The sequence below is a fragment of the Micromonospora sp. NPDC052213 genome (assembly GCF_040679695.1).
Taxonomy (GTDB): Bacteria; Actinomycetota; Actinomycetes; order Mycobacteriales; family Micromonosporaceae; genus Micromonospora.
On record NZ_JBFAVI010000168.1, the window covers coordinates 1 to 15,641 of the forward strand.

The window sequence follows — 15,641 nt, forward strand, 5'->3', positions numbered from 1 at the left end:
GCCACGGTCGGTCGGGTCAGAACACGGAGACGCCGTACTTGCTGAGCGCCTCGGTGACGGGCTGGAAGAAGGTGGTGCCGCCGGTGCGGCAGTTGCCGCTGCCACCCGAGGTCAGGCCGAGCGCGATGCTGCCGGAGTAGAGCGGGCCGCCGCTGTCGCCGGGCTCGGCGCAGACGTTGGTGGCGATCATGCCCCGCACGGTGCCCTCGGCGTACCGGACGGTGGCGTTGAGGCCGGTCACCGTGCCGCTGTGGGTGCCGGTGGTGCTGCCCCGCCGGGTCACCTGCTGGCCGACGGACGCGTTCCCGGCGGCGGTGATGTCCTGGGAGCCCACCGAGCCGTCGATCGCGATCGAGGTGTTGGTGTAGCGGACGATGCCGTAGTCGTTGCCCGGGAAGCTGGTGCCGGTGCGGTCGCCGAGCTTGGTGCTCTGGGCCGAGTTGGCGTACCAGGCGGAGACCGCGTCCGTGCAGTGCCCGGCGGTGAGGAAGTAGTAGGTGCTGCCGCTGCGCACGTTGAAGCCGAGCGAGCAGCGGTAGCCACCGCCGTAGATGGCGTCGCCGCCGGAGGTCCGCGTGCTGAGCGTGCCGGCGAGCGGGGTGACGCGGGCCGTGCCGCCGGCGGCGGCCACCGCGGCGCGGATGCGGGCCCGCTGGGCGGCGCCGACCGTGCTGTCCACGCCGACGACCACCTGGTTGCTGACCGGGTCGACCCAGAGGGCGGTGCCGGTGACGCCCAGGTCCACCCGGGTCTGCGCGGCTTCCAGGGCGCGGGTGCTGTGGGTGACCAGGCGGGCGACGCCGCCGGCGGCGCGGACCTTGGCGGCGGCGGCCTCGTCGGTGACGGCGACGACCATACGCCCCGAGGCCGCGTCCACGTAGGAGCCGGCGGTGCGATCGGGACCGAGGCCGGCGGCGAGGCCGGACGCTCCGTCGGCGGTCAGGACGGCGGGCGCGGCGTGGGCCGGCGACACGGCCATGGTGGCGCCGAGGCAGGCGACGGCGACGGCGGACACCACGCCACGTCGAGTGAGTCTCACGCGTACCTCCGGGGAGGGGTGGACCGGCTCTCTGCCGATCGATGTGCACATATTCACATCGATCAACGGCAACGTAAAGGGGGCGGCGCGCGGTTTGTTCGCCGGCTGTTCGCCCGCGGTGCGCCGGGGCGTCGACCGGGACACCTCGTGCCGTGTCGGCCGCTGGCCGGCGGCGACCCGGTCGACTAGCGTGCGCTCATGTCATCGACGCTGACCGAATCGACGGATCCGTGGTGCCTCCGCGACGGGGAGAGCGTCGCCCTGCTGCGCGACCACCCGTGGCGGCGCTTCGCGGTGCTCGGCGACAGCGTGGCCGAAGGGCTCTGCGAGCCCGTCGACGGCTATCCCGAGGTGCAGTGGGCGGACCGCGTCGCCGCCGAGCTGCGGGCCGTCCGGCCGGAGCTGGCGTACCTGAACCTCGGGCTGCGCGGGCTGCGGGCGCACGAGGTGCGCGCCACCCAGCTCGCCCCGGCCCTGGCGTTCCGCCCCGACCTGGCGCTGGTGGTGTGCGGCGGCAACGACGCCTTCCACCCGGCGTACGACGCGGACGCCGTCGACGCGGAGCTGACCGCGATCATCGAGGCGTTGCGGGCGGCGGGGGCCGACGTGATCACCGTCGGCATGTTCGACGTCTCGCACAGCCCGGCCGTGCCCGAGCGGCACCGGGCCGGCCTGGCCGAGCGGATGCGGCGGCTCTCCGCGCACACCGGCGCGCTCGCCGAACGGCTCGGCACCCTGCACGTGCGGCTCACCGACCACCCGCTCACCGCCGACCCGTCGATCTACAGCAGCGACGGCCGGCACGGCAGCGCCCGCAGCGACGCCATCGCCGCCGCCGAGACCGTCCGCCGCCTCGGCGCCCACCTCACGACCGCCCGAAGCGCGGACGGAGCAGCTCGGTGAGGATCCCCGCGGCTGCTGTTCCTTCCCCTGTCAGGCGGGCTGGCTCACCGACTCCCGGGGCGCCGTCGCGGCGGTGCGCCGGATCATGCGGGGCGTGACCCTCCGGTAGGCGCGCGGGTCGACGGGCAGCAGCCACTGGCGGGCGCGGGCCAGCGGGCCGAGGTTGAGCCCGAGATCGTCGAGCACCTCGTCGATGTTGTGCATCGAGAACGGGATGATGCTCGTGCCGCGGGCGTGCTGCCCGTTGGTCCGCGCCGCCATCCAGGCCAGCCGCGTACGCACCTGCTCCCGCATCCGCTCCCTGGGCGGCAGCGCGATCCCTCCCCGCAGATGGGCGGCCGTCCAGACCGCTGCCATCTCGGCGCTCAGCGGGCTGAAGAACGAGGAGTTGTAGCCGGCGAAGGTCAGATGCGGGACGTCGACCGGCAGGATCTGGCGGTGGAGCATGAAGTTGCCCTCGTCGTCTTCGAGCCGGGCGTGCAGGGCGGCGTCGAAGAAGGGCACGTGCTGCCGGAACCCGGTGCCGCAGATGACCAGGTCGGCGGGGAGCACCGTGCCGTCCGCGAGCCGGGCGGCCGGCCGGCCCTCGTCGACCAGGAGTTCGCTGATCTGACGATCGCGGTGGACGCTGATCCGACCGTCGGCGACCCGCTCGAAGAAACCGTCCGTCGCGAGGCTGACGGTGCTTCGCGCGATGTCCTCGAAGGTCCCGTTCGGCACGAGACCCAGCTCGCGCAGCTTGAGCTGCCGGGTAGCGACCGACCCCACGCCGTCGAGCATGCCGCGACGCAGACCGTTGCCCGGGCCGTGCAGGAACCGCTCGAAGCCCTTCACGCGGATGTACCGGAACAGCGCCTCACCCATCCGGGTGAGCAGAAGGTACTTGTAGTTGACCGCTCCGCCCAGCTTCTTGGGCATCTTCCACAGCAGTTGACGGGCGACGACGTGGGTCCGCGCGGCGACGTCGCTCAGCGGGACCGCCACGTCGCAGGACGACTTGCCGTACCCGACGACGAGGACGTGCTTTCCCCGCGCCGCCTCGAGATCGTGGAACTCCCCGCAGGCCAGAACACGTCCGCCCGCGGCGACGAAGTCCGCACGGCCCTCGAAGTGCGGGATGAGCGGCTCGGAGAAGATGCCGTTGGCGACGACGAGGTGGTCGTACCGCTCCCAGGTCGCGGGGTCCCGCCCACCCGTCGGTCGTGACGCGATCAGCCACGCGGTCTCGTCGTCCACGAGTTTCGCGGCGACGACCTCCGTGGCGAGGCGCAGAACGGGGCGGAGCCCGAACCGGTCCACATAGCTCTCGACGTACTGCTGGACCTGCTCGCCCGACGGCCACTGGGGGTAGTGAGCGGGCATCGGCAGGTCGGAGAGGTGGTAGGTGCCCTTGTTGTTCTGGGTACGGAGACCGGGATATCTCCGGGTGCTGCTCCAGACGCCTCCGACGTCGGGCGACTTCTCGAACACGGAGACCTCGAAGCCACTCTGCCGCAGCACCTTCGCTGCGCTCAGACCGGCGAATCCAGCACCGACGACGGCGATCCTCATGGCGAACCTCCAAAGACTCTGCGACCCGTTGACGGGAGCCGCGGCAGCGGGGCGCCGGCGGCGATCGCACGCTAACGAGCACGCCGGCAGGGCTGCTATCCGCCGGACGCGCGCGGCATCCGCATCGCACAACCGGGGGCACTTTCCCCGGCACCCCTGGTGTCGGGTTTGGAGCACGCCTCTGCTGATCACCCTGCCCCCGGTCCTAATCTCGGCACAGCAGGGCGTCTCGGCGCGGGGCCGCCGGTCCGGGCGAACCGGTGGTTCCGCGTCACCGGCGATGCACAGCCGCCCCGGCCCCATCAGGAGGTGCCAGATGGCTGCCACGACGGTCAGGACGGACGACATCGAGCGCGCCCGCACGGAGGTCGGTCGCGTGTTCTGTCCGCACCGGCTCACGCCCCAGCCCGGCGTCCGCAGCGTCCGCCTGCGCATGACGGCCCGCCGGTCGGGCGGCGTGGGCGTCGTCGATCTCGACTACGCGCAGGCGGTGCGGATCCAGCCCGCCGCGCTGGAGACCTTCTACCTCGTGCAGATTCCCCGTGGCGGCAGGGCGGAGGTCCGCCACGCCGGACGTACCGTGTCCTCCACGCCCGAAATCGCCTCGGTCCTCTCCCCCTACGACGCTTCGGACATGCACTGGTCCGAGGCATCTCCGCACCGGATCTTCTACGCCGACCGGCAGACGGTCGACCGGGAACTCGCTCGACTGCTGGGCCGACCGGTGGACGGCCAGGTCCACTTCGACCTCGGCATGACCATGAGCACGCCCGCGGCGGTGGCCTGGGCCCGCGGGGTGGACTTCCTCGCCGAGGAGCTGTCCCAGCCGAAGGGCGCCTCCCTCCTCGACCACCCGCAGGTCGTCGCCCGCTTCGAGCAGGCGCTCGTCGGCAAGCTGTTGCTGACCCACCGCCACACCTACACCGACCTGCTCGCCGAGCCGGCGCGGCACCCGGCACCCGGGCGCCTCGTCCGACGCGCCTGCGCACTGATGACGGAGCACCACGGCGAGGCGCTGACGGTCGGCGACGTCGCGGAGGCACTTCGGGTGAGCGTACGGACGCTGCAGGACTGCTTCCGCCGCGAGCTGCAGACCACCCCGATGGCGTACCTGCGCGCCCGCCGGCTCGACGCGGTCCACGCCGCGCTGCGCGCCGCCGGACCCGGGACGTCCGTGACGACCGTCGCCCTCGACCACGGATTCGCCCACCTGAGCCGCTTCGCCGGCGAGTACCGGTCCCGTTTCGGGGAGTCGCCTTCCACCACCCTCCGCCGCTGACCACGCCCCGCCGGACGGCTCAGGCGAGCTGGGCCAGCGTCCGGTAGACACCCTTCTTCGTGCCGCCCGTCAGCCGCTCGGCCGACCACAGTTCCCGACCGCGCCCGCACGCCGCCCGCACCACCGGGCGCAACTGGTCGACCGTCAACCCCGCCCGCACCCCGCCCACCCCGGTGATGGTGCCCCGGTCCTGCCTGGGTGGGAAGCGCGTTTCGCCGGTGACCCGGCGGCGGACGCCGGATGGCGGACGCGGGCGAGCGCGGCGCACGGCCCGTGGCGGACGCCCGGTGACCCTCGCGCGACCGAGCACGGTGGGACGACCCGCGCAGGCCGCCCCACCGCCCGATGTGGCGCGTCAGTCGACCACCAAAAGGCCGGAGAGGAGGACGCCCCGAGCCAGGTTGAGCACCCCGTCGCAGCCGGGGAAGCCCGTACGGATGCAGGCGCCCGCCGGCCGCCGACCGAACAGGTACGGGGCGATGCTGTACGGCACCTCGGCGCTGACCGTCTCGCCGGTCTCGATGTGCACGAAGTCCAACGGGACGTCGTCGGCCTTCACGTACTCCTGGAGGATGAAGCCGCCCCGCTCGACGGCCCGGGTCAGTCCGTCCCGCCACGTGTCCGTATCGGTCTCCCGGCCGATCAGCACGTCCACCCCGGCGGAGCCGTCGGCCGGCTTCGCCACCAGGCCGGGCCGGTCGGCCACCGCCCGGTCGAGCAGCTCGGCGGTCAGCGACCAGGTCCGTGGCACGTACCGCTGGACCAGGTCCCGGTCCGCCGGCGCCAGCGCGTCGGCGTCCTCCCAGAGCCAGGCGAAGGCCCGCTTGTTGGCGACCAGCCAGGCCGCCGCCGACACCCACATCGGCACCGTCCCGGCCGCCAGCCCCGCCTCCAGGGCGTCCACCCCGGCGCTCGGGGTGACCCGGTTGGGCACGAAGAGGCGGAACACCCCGTCGACCGGGGCGCCGTCGGCGACCAGCCGCTGCCCGTCGTCGAGGGTCACCTGGGAGACCGGCGCGATGACCAGGTCCATGCCGGAGGCCGCGGCCCGCTCGACCACCGGCGACAGCAGCCGGAAGAACCGCTGCGGGTCGTCCAGGCCGGGGTACTCGGCGTCGAAGTCGATCAGCATGGCGACCCGGGCGCCCTCGGGCAGGCCGAGCCCGGCGCGGATCGCGGCGAACCGCTGGTCCACCGCCGAGGGCGCCGCCGCCAGGCGGACCCGGTCGGTGAGGCCGCGCCGCCGGTAGACGTCGACGAAGCGGCGCACCGTCGTGTCCGCGTCGAACGCCCCGCCGAGGCTGCTGTCGATGTTGTACTCGACGAACCGGGGCACCCCGTCGGAGAGCAGCACGTCCGGCCGGAACGCGTCCAGCAGCGCCTCGGTCAGCGGCTCGTCGTCGTCGAGCAGCCGGGTCTCACCGTCGGGCACGTTCAGCAGCCGGCGCAGCTCCCCCGCCGTGCCGGCCCGCCGCCGGCACGCCTCGAAGACGAGCTGGGCGAGGCGGTCGGAGACGGCGTTGAGCACGCCCAGCGAGGTCTCGTCCATCACCGGCGGCCGGGCCAGCCGCCACTGCTTGTTGTACGTGGCCCGGCCGTCGAAGATCTCCCGCCAGGACTCCGCCCCGGCGGCCACCATCTCGGCGCGGATCGGCGCGGGCAGGTCGAGCCACGCCTGCGCGGCGGAGGGCCAGCGGTAGTCAGCGTCGGTCATACATCAGTCCTTCATCACGTGTTGGACGGCGGCCAGGAGTTGCTCGCGGCTGGGCTGCACGGCCCGGTCGAGCGCCGGGGCGAATGGCAGCACCGCGCCGTCGGGGCGGGTGACCCGGCGCGGCGGGGCGACCAGGCGCACCCGCTCGACCATGGTCGCGATGATCTCCCCGGCGATGCCGCAGGAGCGGTTGGAGTCGTCCACCACCACCAGCCGCCCGGTGCGCGACACCGACTCGGCGAGTGAGTCCCAGTCGAACGGGTACAGCGTGCGGGGGTCGAACACCTCCACCGACACCTGGTCGGCCAGCTCGTCGGCGACCGCGAGGGCGTCGTGCACCAGGTGCCCGACCGCGACCACGGTCACGTCGTCGCCGAAGCGGCGCACCCGGCCCCGACCGAGCGGCACCGGCGCGAGCGCGGCGAGGTCCACGTCGTCGCGGACGTCGAGCGCCCCGGCCGGGGCGAAGACCACCACCGGGTCGTCGCACCGCACCGCCGACACCAGCAGCCCGTACGCGTCGGCCGGGGTGGCCGGCACCACCGTGGTCACCCCGACGTGGGCGAAGAGGCTGTACGGGTGGTCGGAGTGTTGGCCCGCCCAGCCCGTCCGGGAGCCGGAGCCGGGCACCAGGTAGGTGACCGGTGCGGCGCACTGCCCGCCGGTCATCAGCGGGAACTTGTGCGCGTGGTTGACGATCTGCTCGAAGACCAGGAACAGCAGCGACGGGATCTGGAACTCGACCACCGGCCGCATCCCGGCCAGTGCCGCCCCCGTGGCGAAGCTGGTGAACGCCTGCTCCGACAGCGGGGTGTCGAGCACCCGCTCGGGGCCGAACCGTTTGAACAGCCCGGCCGTGACGTTCGAGGCGGCCACCCGGATGTCCTCGCCGAGCAGGAACACCGACTCGTCGCGGGCCAACTCGTCGGCGAGCGCCCGGGTGAGCGCCTTGCGGTAGGACAGTCTGGGCATCTACCCACCTCCGGTGCGGGCGGTCAGCCCGCTGGCGTACAGGTGCGCCAGGGCGTCGGCCGGGTCCGGCTCTCCGCTGGCGAGGGCGAACTCGACGGCCGCCGCCAGGGTGGCCTCGACCTCGGCGTCGACGTCGGCCCGTACGGCGGCGGGCAGCCGCCCGCCCTGGATGTCCACCGGGTCCCGGGACCGGCCCCGGGCCACCTCGTCGGGCGGGCGGTAGTCGAGGCGTACCGCGTGCTCGAAGGTGTGGTGGGCGTCGAACCGGTAGGTCCGGGCCTCGATCAGCTCGGGGCCGCCGCCGGCGCGCATCCGGTCGACGGCGGCCGCCGCGGCGTCGCGTACCGCCTCGGGATCCTGGCCGTCCACGACGGCGGCCGGGATGCCGAACGCGGCGGCCCGGCCGGGGATGCTGCCGGCGACCGCGCCCGCGACGGTCATGGTGGTGGCGTAGCCGTTGTTCTCGCAGACGAACAGCACCGGCACCCGCCACAGCGCGGCCAGGTTGAACGCCTCCAGCAGCATCCCCTCGTTGACCGCGCCGTCGCCGAAGAAGCTCACCCCGACGACGTCGTCGCCGCGCCGTCGGCGCGCCCACACGGCACCGGTGATGATCGCCCCGGACGCGCCGACGATGGCGTTGGCGCCGAGCACGCCGACGCCGAAGTCGGCGGCGTGCATCGAGCCGCCCCGGCCGGCGTTGAGGCCGGTGACCCGGCCGCACAGCTCGGCGAGCATCCGGGCCGGGTCGGCGCCCTTGGCGAGCACGTGCCCGTGCCCCCGGTGGGTGCCGGCGACGACGTCGTCGGCACCCAGGGCGGCGCACACCCCGGCGGCGATCCCCTCCTGCCCGAGGTACGGGTGGATGCCGCCGACGACGTGCCCGGAGCGGACCAGCTCGACGGCCCGCTCCTCGAACCGGCGGATCAGCCGTACCGTCCGGTAGAGCCGGACCGGGTCGGCGTCGGTCACCGCTCGCGCCCCTCCTTGACCGCGGCGAGGATGTCGTCCCAGAGCTTCGCCCGCGCGGCGAGCGCGGTGTTGACGGTGTCGGCGCACTCCTGCCACTTGGCGTCGTCGTCGCCGCACAGGTCGGCGAGCATCTGCATCGCCATCGGGGTGTGCTGCTCGCCGTCGACCTCGATGTGCCGCTCCAGGTAGTCGACGAACCTGTGCAGCTTGCGGCTGCGCTCGTTGACGGCGACGACCTGGGTGAACATGTCGGGGATCAGGTCCTCCCGGCCGAAGGCGAACGCCGCCGCCTGGCAGTGCACCGGGGTGTCCTCGATGATCCGCCAGGTGGTGGCGGCGAACGCCGCCGACGGCGCGGGCACCCCGGCCTCGACGAGCGACTCGGTCACCGGCCGGCCCGCCCGCAGCAGGTCGATCAGCTTCTCCACGGCCGTGGTGTCGGCGCCGGCCTCCCGCATGCCCTGCACGTACAGCTCGAAGTGGCTGATGTAGCCGTCGCCCAGCTCGTCGCTCTCCTCCACCATCACGATGTCGTTGATCAGGCGGCGGCTGCCCGTCGGGCCGGTCGGGATCCACGGCACGGTGACGCAGGTGAGCTGCCGCTGCAACGACTTCAGCAGCGACATGAAGTCCCACACGGCGAAGACGTGGTGCTCCATGAAGGTGACCAGCGCCTCGTGGGTGTCGAGGTTGGCGTAGAGCGGGTGCCGGACCACCACGTCGCGGCGGTCGGTCACCGCCTTCTCCAGCCGCTCGATGCCCGGGTGCGTCTTTCCCCAGTCGTACCGTGACATGTCAGCCTCCCTGCGGGGCGCGGTGGCGCCAGATGATGGGGCAGTACTCGGGGTCCGCGTAGTCCGGCCGCCCGTCGGGGGTGCGGCGGACCAGCACGTCGTGGTTGTACGCGGCGAACGTGCCGTCGGAGAGCGGATACTCCCGCCAGGCGTTGTCGCCGTCCTGCAGGTGCAGCGAGACCGCCCGGCGCGGGCGGCCGCTGACGTTGGCGCCGCTGCCGTGGTAGGTGCGGCAGTGGTGGAAGCTCACGTGTCCCTTGGGGATCACCATCGGCACCTTGCGGATCTCGGCGCCGTTGTGGGCCGCGTTCTCGGCGAGCATCTCCTCCAGCTGGTCGCGGTCGCGGTCGGCGAAGTGGCGCACCACCGTGTCGTCCGCGCCGACCTCCTGCCAGCGGTGCGAGCCATCGACCATGGTGATGGTGCCCATCTCCTCCCCGCAGTCGTGGAACGGGATGAACGCGGTGAGCATGTTCTCCGACGACGAGGACGCCCAGTAGTGCTTGTCGAAGTGCCAGGGCACGATGTTGGACGGCTCGCCGGAGATCGGCGGCTTGTAGATCAGCGTGGACTGGAAGACGCGGATCTCGGTGGCCCGCGCGAGCCGGGCGGCGACCGCGCCGACGAGCGGCTTGCGCAGGATCGCCCCCAGCCCGTCGTGCTCGTGGTGGACGTAGTCGTTGTGCCGCTGCACCGCGCCCTTCGACGGCTCCCAGTAGGCGAGCTTCGGCGGGCGCACCGGCAGGCGGCGGTCCCGCTCGCCGTCGTAGTAGCGGTCGGCGGCCGCCGTGAGGGCGTCCACCTCGTCGTCGGTGAACAGCTTCTTCGACAGGTACCAGCCGTGCTCGGCGTAGAAGGCGACGTCCTCGTCGGACGGGAGCAGCGCCTCCTCCTCGGCGGTGAGTGTCGGCTCGAACTCGGTCGTGGTCACGCCCGCACCTCCTGCGGTGTCACGGCCGCGACGGCGGGGGTCGCCCCCGCCGCGGCCAGTTCCCGTTCCTTGGCCTCGTAGAGCGCCTTGATGTTGCCGCTGCCGAACGTCCGGGCCCCGCGCCGCTCGATGAGCTCCAGGAAGAGCGTGCGGCGCACGTGCATGGACTCGGTGAAGATCTGCAGCAGTTGCCCGCCGTGGTCGCGGTCGACCAGCACACCGAGGTCGCGCAGCCGGTCCAGCGGCGCGTCCACCCGGCCGACCCGCGCCTCGAGGGTGTCGTAGTAGCTGCCGGGGGTGCCGGCGAAGCGCACCCCCCGGTCGGCGAGGGTGCCGACGGCGGTGACGATGTCGTCGGTGCGCAGCCCGAGGTGCTGCACCCCGGCGCCGGCGTGCTGGTCGAGGAAGGCGTCGATCTGCCCCGGCCGGCGGCCGCGGTCCGGCTCCAGCAGCACCAGGGTGACCCGTCCCGACGGGCTCTGCACCACCTTGGAGTTCATCGCCTGCCCGGCGACCTCGATGTGCTCCTCGAAGATCTCCGCGAACCCGAACACCTCCCGGTAGTGCCGGACGGTCTCGTCGAGCTGACCCGGCGGCACGCAGACCGCCAGGTGGTCGATCTCGGCGAGCAGCTTGTCGTCGCTGCCGCCGGCCGGGGGCGTCAACTCGACCGCCCCGGGCAGGAAATCGGTCCGGTCGCCGCGCCGCGACACCAGGCGGTGCAGCACGTCGCCGAAGCCGCCCACCTCGGCGGTCACCACCTCGGCGTCCGGCCCGGTCCAGGTGGTCGGCGGCGTCACCCCCGCCGCCCCGCGGCCCACCAGCTCGGCGTACGCGCCGGCGGCGTCGTCGACCTCCAGCGCGACCACGGCGATGCCGTCGCCGTGCCGCTGCACGTACCGGGACGCCGGGTGCTCGGCGGTGAGCCCGGAGGTCAGCACCATCCGGATGTCGGCGTGGCGCAGCAGCAGCGACCGCTGGTCGGCCAGCCCGGTCTCGGGGCCGCCCTGGCCGCAGAGGTGGAAGCCGACCGCCCGGCCGAAGTAGAAGGCCGCCTGCCGGGCGTCCCCCACGTAGAGTTCGATGTGGTCTATCCCACGGATGTCCATGTCCTCAGCCCTTTCCACGGGTCCCCCGTGGTCTGCCGCCCGGGCGCGCCCCGCCCGGGGGTGGAGCCTGTCTCAGGCCCTCGGCCGGGCGGCCCGCGCGAGCAGCAGGCTCACGTTCTGGCCGCCGAAGCCGAAGGAGTTGGTCAGCGCGTACCCGGTGTCCGTCGCCCGCGGCTCCTTGCGGATGTGGTCCGCCGGGCAGGCCGGGTCCGGGTCGTCGAGGTTGTGCGTCGGCGGGAGCAGGCCCCGGCCGAGTGCCAGCGCGGTGGCCGCCGTCTCCAGCACCCCGGAGGCGCCGAGCAGGTGGCCGGTGAGCGCCTTGGTGGAGCTGACCGGGACGCCGCCGTCGCCGAACACCTCGGTCAGGGCGGTGGTCTCGGCGATGTCGCCGAGCTTCGTGCCGGTGCCGTGCGCGTTGACGTAGCCGACCCGCGCGGCGGGCACGCCGCCGCTGGCCAGCGCGCGCCGCATGCACTCCGCCGCGCCGGCGCCGTCGGGCCGCGGGGCGGTCGGGTGGTACGCGTCGGTGGTCGCCCCGTACCCGGCGACCTCGGCGTAGCCGGTGACGCCCCGGGCGGCGGCGTGCTCGGCGCGTTCCAGCACCAGCAGGGCCGCGCCCTCGGCGAGGACGAACCCGTTGCGCCGGGCGTCGAACGGCCGGCTCGCCGCCGTCGGGTCGGCCCAGCCCCGGGCCAGCGCCCGAGCGTTGCCGAAGGTGTCGGCGAACGTCGGGAACAGCGGCGCCTCGCTGGCCCCGCACAGCACCACGTCGGCCTCCCCGGCGCGGATCAGCCGGACCGCGTCGGCGACCGACTGGGCGCCGGAGGCGCAGGCGGTGCCGACCGAGGAGGTGTAGCCGCGGATGCCGTACGCGATGGCGATCCGCGCCGCCGGCATGTTCGGCAGGATTCCGGTGAGCAGGTACGGGCTGACGGCGGCGCGGCCCCGCTCGGCCCGGGCCAGCACCTGCGCCTCCAGGGTGGACATCCCGCCGACCCCGCCGACGATCACCCCGATCCGGCCCGGGTCCACGTCCCGGCCCACCTCGATGCCGGCGTCGGCGAGCGCGTCGGCGGCGGCGAGCAGGGCGAGCACGACGATCCGGTCCAGCACCCGGGTCTCCGGCCCGGAGGCGACGGTGCGCGGGTCGATCTCCGGGAGCAGGCCGGCGACCTCCAGCGACCCGGCGGCGGGGTGCCCGGCCGGCGGCCGGGTCAGCCCGGACCGCCCGGTGCGGAGCGCGTCGAACGTCGCCGCGACGCCCCGGCCGACGGGGGTGAACAGCCCCATCCCGGTGATGACGGCGGTCATGACGCCACCTCGGTGAGATAGCGCTCCCGCAGGGCCACCTTGCGCACCTTGCCGGTGACGGTGACGGGGATGTCGGCGGGCCGCACCGGCACCACCCGGCGCAGGGTCGCGCCGACGTCCGGCCCGAGTGCCGCCCGGAGCCGCGCGGTGCGGTCCTCGGCGTCGTCGGCGCCGGCGGCGAGTTCCAGCAGCACGTCGGTGACCACCCGGCCGGCCTCGGCGACGATCACCACCGTGCAGTCGGTGACGTCGGGGCAGGCGGCGAGGATCCGCTCCTCCGACAGCGCGGTGTAGAACCGCCGGCCGTCGCCCACGTCGACCGAGTCGACGGCCCGGTCCATGTGGTAGTAGCGGCCCTCGTCGTCGGCGTACACCAGGTCGCCGGTGAGGTACCAGCCGCGCCGGCGGAAGCGGTGGGTGGTGACCGAGTCGTTCCAGTAGCCGCGGAACAGCGACGGCGAGTCGATGCCGAGCCAGCCCACCTCGCCGGTCGGCACCGGCTCGCCCGCGGCGTCGAGCACGGCGACCCGGGCGAACCGGTAGGGGCGGCCGATGCAGCGGCCGTACCGGTCGGTGTCGGTGCGGTGGGTGATGTGGAACATCGAGTGGCCCATCTCGCTGGAGCCGAGCCCGTCGATGAAGACCGAGCCGGGCACCCGGGTGATCCCGTCGCGGGTCACCACGTCCCGGGAGCCGACCGCGACCAGCCGGCGCACGTGCGGCTCGTGCGAGCAGTCGCCGGTGTTGAACCACAGCGACACCGACTCCAGGTCGTACGCGGACAGGTCGAAGCGGGCCAGTTCCGCCCAGGTGACGGAGAAGCCGAACACCCCGTCGGGGCGCCAGCGCTGGATCGCGTCCAGCACCCGCTCGCCGCCCTGGTCGGACAGCAGGAACATCTCCGCCCGGTTGCCGAGGGCCTGGTTGACCATGAGCACGGTGGCGGTGTGCGGGGCGGGCAGCGCGTTGAGGATGCGGTTGGTGCCCTGTGCCTGCGGCATGGCGAGCAGGTGCCGGGTGGCGGCGAAGAGGCTCGCGTGCGAGTGCAGGACCGCCTTCGGCACCCCGGTGGTGCCGGAGGTGTGGGTGATGACGACCGGGTCGTCGGCGTGGTGCCGGTAGTGCGCCGGCGCGGCGGCCGGGTCGCCCGTGCCCGCCTCGGCGGGGGTGCCGATCACCGGCACGCCGAGGTCGTGCCCGGCCAGCAGCGCGGTGTGCGCGTCGTCGGCGAGCACCCCGACGCCGCGCAGCCGGCGGATGTACTCGGCGGCGATCTCCGGGCGCAGCCTGCCGTTCATCAGCGCCGGGATCGCGCCGAGCCGGGTCAGCGCGAGGTAGCTGAGCACCATGTCGGCGGCGGCGGTGGCCCAGACGGCCACCGGGTCGCGCGGCTCGATCCCCCGCTCGTGCAGCCACGCGGCGCGGGCGGCGACCCGCTCGTCGAGCCGGCCCAGCGTGAGCGGCAGTTCGGCCGGGTGGCCGTCCACGGCGGTGTCGAAGGTGAGCCCCGGCCCGTGCGGGTCGGCGCCGTGCGCCAGCACCCGGGCCAGCACGTTGCCGGCGCCGATCCCGTCGTCCGCGGCCAGCGTTCCGCGTAGTCCCCTGGTCCTCATGGCGTTCCTCCCCCCAGCAGCACCGCGACGGCCCGGGCGCCGGGCTCCCCGCCCGGGTCCCGCGCACCGCCGTCGTCCGGTGCCTGTTCGATCAGGACCAGCAACGCCCGGTCGGCGTCACCGTCGTGCAGCAGCAGGTCGACCTCGGCGATCCCCTCGTCGCGCGGGTCCCCGGTCGGCGCGAGGCAGACCACGGGCCCGCCCAGCCCCCAGCGGGCGGCCACGTGCCCGGCCACGCTGTTGGGCACCGACTGGAAGAAGAACAGCGGTCCGGGCCGGCCGCCGGCGGCGACCGTGGCGCGCACGTGCGCCGCGCTGGCCCGGTCCCCGGCCGCGCTGGCCAGCACGACCGCGGTCCGCTCCCCGTCGGGCGCGGGTCGCCCGTCGTACGCCCGGGTCAGGCAGCGCTCGGCGACCGCCGCGACCAGGGGCGGGAAGCTGGAGTGCACGAACCCGGGCACCGGCGGCGGCGCGTCGTCGCCCGGCTCGGGCCAGGCCGCCTCGGCCAGCACGGCGAGGCGACCGGCGGCCACGGTCGCCGGGCCACCGTCCGGGCGCGTGCCGTCCGCGCGCGTGCCGTGGGTGCCGGCGGGCCCGCTCCCGGCGTTCACGCGGCGCCCACCAGCAGGGCGGTGTTCGCGCCGCCGAAGGCGGCGTTGAGGCTGAGCGCGTACCCGGTGGCGGCCGGCCGGGGCGCGTCACGGATGACGTCGACCGGGCAGGCCGGGTCGGGGCCGAGCCAGCCGGCGTTGACGGGCAGCTTCCCGTGCCGCAGGGCGAGCACGGTGACCACCAGTTCCAGCAGGCCGGAGGCCTCCAGGGCGTGCCCGTGCAGCGCCTTGGTGGAGCTGACCGGGGTCCGCGCCGCCGCCGCGCCGAGCGCCGCGCGCAGCGCCGCCGCCTCGGAGGCGTCGCTGTAGCCGGTGCCGGTGGCGTTGGCGTTGACGTACCCGATCGCCTCCGCCGCCAGCCCGGCCCGGCGCAGCGCCGCGGCGACCGCGCGGGCCAGGCCGCGCCCGCCCGGCTCCGGCTGGCAGGGGTGGAACGCGTCCCCGGCCCGGCCCCACCCGAGCAGGTCGGCCACCGGCGCCCGGGCGACGGCCGCCGACTCCAGCACCACCGCGGCGATCCCGTCGCCGAGCAGCAGCCCGGTGCGGCCGGCGCTGAACGGGCGCACGGCGCCGTCGGTGGCGAGGGCGCGGCCGGCGTCGAAGAGCGCGTACTGGTCCGGCTCGACCAGGTAGCCGGCCGCGACCACCGCCCGCTCGACGTCGCCCCGCCGGATCAGGGCCGCGGCGTCGGCCACCGCGCTGCTGGCCGAGACGCAGGCGGTGGTGTACGCCCGGGTCGGGCCCGTGAGCCCGGTCCGCGCGGCCAGGCCGGTGGTCAGCGCCGGCACGCCCGCGCCGCCGTGCACGGCCAGCAGCAGCGCCGTGCCGGCCCGGCGGCCGGC

At 74.5% G+C, this 15,641-nt stretch carries 15 protein-coding genes; 2 read left to right on the forward strand and 13 right to left on the reverse strand.

Annotated features, from left to right (window positions below; all coding sequences use genetic code 11):
- Nucleotides 1-16 precede the first annotated feature (16 nt).
- Nucleotides 17-1,039, reverse strand: coding sequence for a S1 family peptidase (locus AB0L34_RS27850; protein WP_363707941.1), 1,023 nt, complete (start codon nucleotides 1,037-1,039; stop codon nucleotides 17-19).
- Nucleotides 1,040-1,237: 198 nt separating this feature from the next.
- Here AB0L34_RS27850 and AB0L34_RS27855 point away from each other — a divergent pair, with 198 nt between their 5' ends.
- Nucleotides 1,238-1,942 (forward strand): SGNH/GDSL hydrolase family protein, encoded by a 705-nt coding sequence (locus AB0L34_RS27855; protein WP_363707943.1) that lies wholly within the window; start codon nucleotides 1,238-1,240, stop codon nucleotides 1,940-1,942.
- A gap of 30 nt (nucleotides 1,943-1,972) precedes the next feature.
- Here AB0L34_RS27855 and AB0L34_RS27860 read toward each other — a convergent pair whose 3' ends face one another.
- Nucleotides 1,973-3,493: an NAD(P)/FAD-dependent oxidoreductase gene (locus AB0L34_RS27860; protein WP_363707945.1), complete on the reverse strand. Its 1,521-nt coding sequence runs from the start codon at nucleotides 3,491-3,493 to the stop codon at nucleotides 1,973-1,975.
- 316 nt (nucleotides 3,494-3,809) lie between these two features.
- Here AB0L34_RS27860 and AB0L34_RS27865 point away from each other — a divergent pair, with 316 nt between their 5' ends.
- Nucleotides 3,810-4,772 (forward strand): AraC family transcriptional regulator, encoded by a 963-nt coding sequence (locus AB0L34_RS27865; RefSeq protein WP_363707947.1) that lies wholly within the window; start codon nucleotides 3,810-3,812, stop codon nucleotides 4,770-4,772.
- Between the two features lie 19 nt (nucleotides 4,773-4,791).
- Here AB0L34_RS27865 and AB0L34_RS27870 read toward each other — a convergent pair whose 3' ends face one another.
- From AB0L34_RS27870 to AB0L34_RS27920, 11 genes are all read right to left on the reverse strand, one after another.
- Nucleotides 4,792-4,941: a hypothetical protein gene (locus AB0L34_RS27870; RefSeq protein ID WP_363707949.1), complete on the reverse strand. Its 150-nt coding sequence runs from the start codon at nucleotides 4,939-4,941 to the stop codon at nucleotides 4,792-4,794.
- A gap of 186 nt (nucleotides 4,942-5,127) precedes the next feature.
- Nucleotides 5,128-6,486 (reverse strand): hypothetical protein, encoded by a 1,359-nt coding sequence (locus AB0L34_RS27875; RefSeq protein ID WP_363707950.1) that lies wholly within the window; start codon nucleotides 6,484-6,486, stop codon nucleotides 5,128-5,130.
- A gap of 3 nt (nucleotides 6,487-6,489) precedes the next feature.
- Complete coding sequence (locus AB0L34_RS27880) at nucleotides 6,490-7,458, reverse strand: transketolase C-terminal domain-containing protein (RefSeq protein ID WP_363707952.1); 969 nt, start codon at nucleotides 7,456-7,458, stop codon at nucleotides 6,490-6,492.
- The gene (locus tag AB0L34_RS27885; RefSeq protein WP_363707954.1) at nucleotides 7,459-8,430 is read right to left on the reverse strand and encodes a thiamine pyrophosphate-dependent dehydrogenase E1 component subunit alpha; all 972 of its coding nucleotides are present in this window, start codon (nucleotides 8,428-8,430) and stop codon (nucleotides 7,459-7,461) included.
- Nucleotides 8,427-9,224 carry a DUF3050 domain-containing protein gene (locus AB0L34_RS27890; RefSeq protein WP_363707956.1) on the reverse strand — a complete coding sequence of 266 codons (798 nt, stop codon included), beginning with the start codon at nucleotides 9,222-9,224 and terminating at the stop codon, nucleotides 8,427-8,429. The genes AB0L34_RS27885 and AB0L34_RS27890 overlap by 4 nt, the downstream gene beginning before the upstream one ends.
- Before the next feature lies 1 nt (nucleotide 9,225).
- Nucleotides 9,226-10,155 (reverse strand): phytanoyl-CoA dioxygenase family protein, encoded by a 930-nt coding sequence (locus tag AB0L34_RS27895; RefSeq protein ID WP_363707958.1) that lies wholly within the window; start codon nucleotides 10,153-10,155, stop codon nucleotides 9,226-9,228.
- Nucleotides 10,152-11,264 (reverse strand): 4-hydroxyphenylpyruvate dioxygenase, encoded by a 1,113-nt coding sequence (hppD, locus tag AB0L34_RS27900; RefSeq protein ID WP_363707960.1) that lies wholly within the window; start codon nucleotides 11,262-11,264, stop codon nucleotides 10,152-10,154. Before hppD ends, AB0L34_RS27895 begins: the two co-directional genes overlap by 4 nt.
- Before the next feature lie 72 nt (nucleotides 11,265-11,336).
- Entirely contained in the window at nucleotides 11,337-12,575 is a 1,239-nt protein-coding gene (locus AB0L34_RS27905) for a beta-ketoacyl-[acyl-carrier-protein] synthase family protein (protein WP_363707962.1), read from the reverse strand.
- Nucleotides 12,572-14,188: a class I adenylate-forming enzyme family protein gene (locus tag AB0L34_RS27910; RefSeq protein ID WP_363707964.1), complete on the reverse strand. Its 1,617-nt coding sequence runs from the start codon at nucleotides 14,186-14,188 to the stop codon at nucleotides 12,572-12,574. Before AB0L34_RS27910 ends, AB0L34_RS27905 begins: the two co-directional genes overlap by 4 nt.
- On the reverse strand, nucleotides 14,185-14,721 hold the full coding sequence (locus AB0L34_RS27915; RefSeq protein WP_363707968.1) for a beta-ketoacyl synthase chain length factor: 537 nt from the start codon (nucleotides 14,719-14,721) through the stop codon (nucleotides 14,185-14,187). The genes AB0L34_RS27910 and AB0L34_RS27915 overlap by 4 nt, the downstream gene beginning before the upstream one ends.
- Nucleotides 14,722-14,795: 74 nt before the next feature.
- The coding region (locus AB0L34_RS27920; protein WP_363707966.1) for a beta-ketoacyl synthase N-terminal-like domain-containing protein at nucleotides 14,796-15,641 on the reverse strand (846 nt) is incomplete at its 5' end.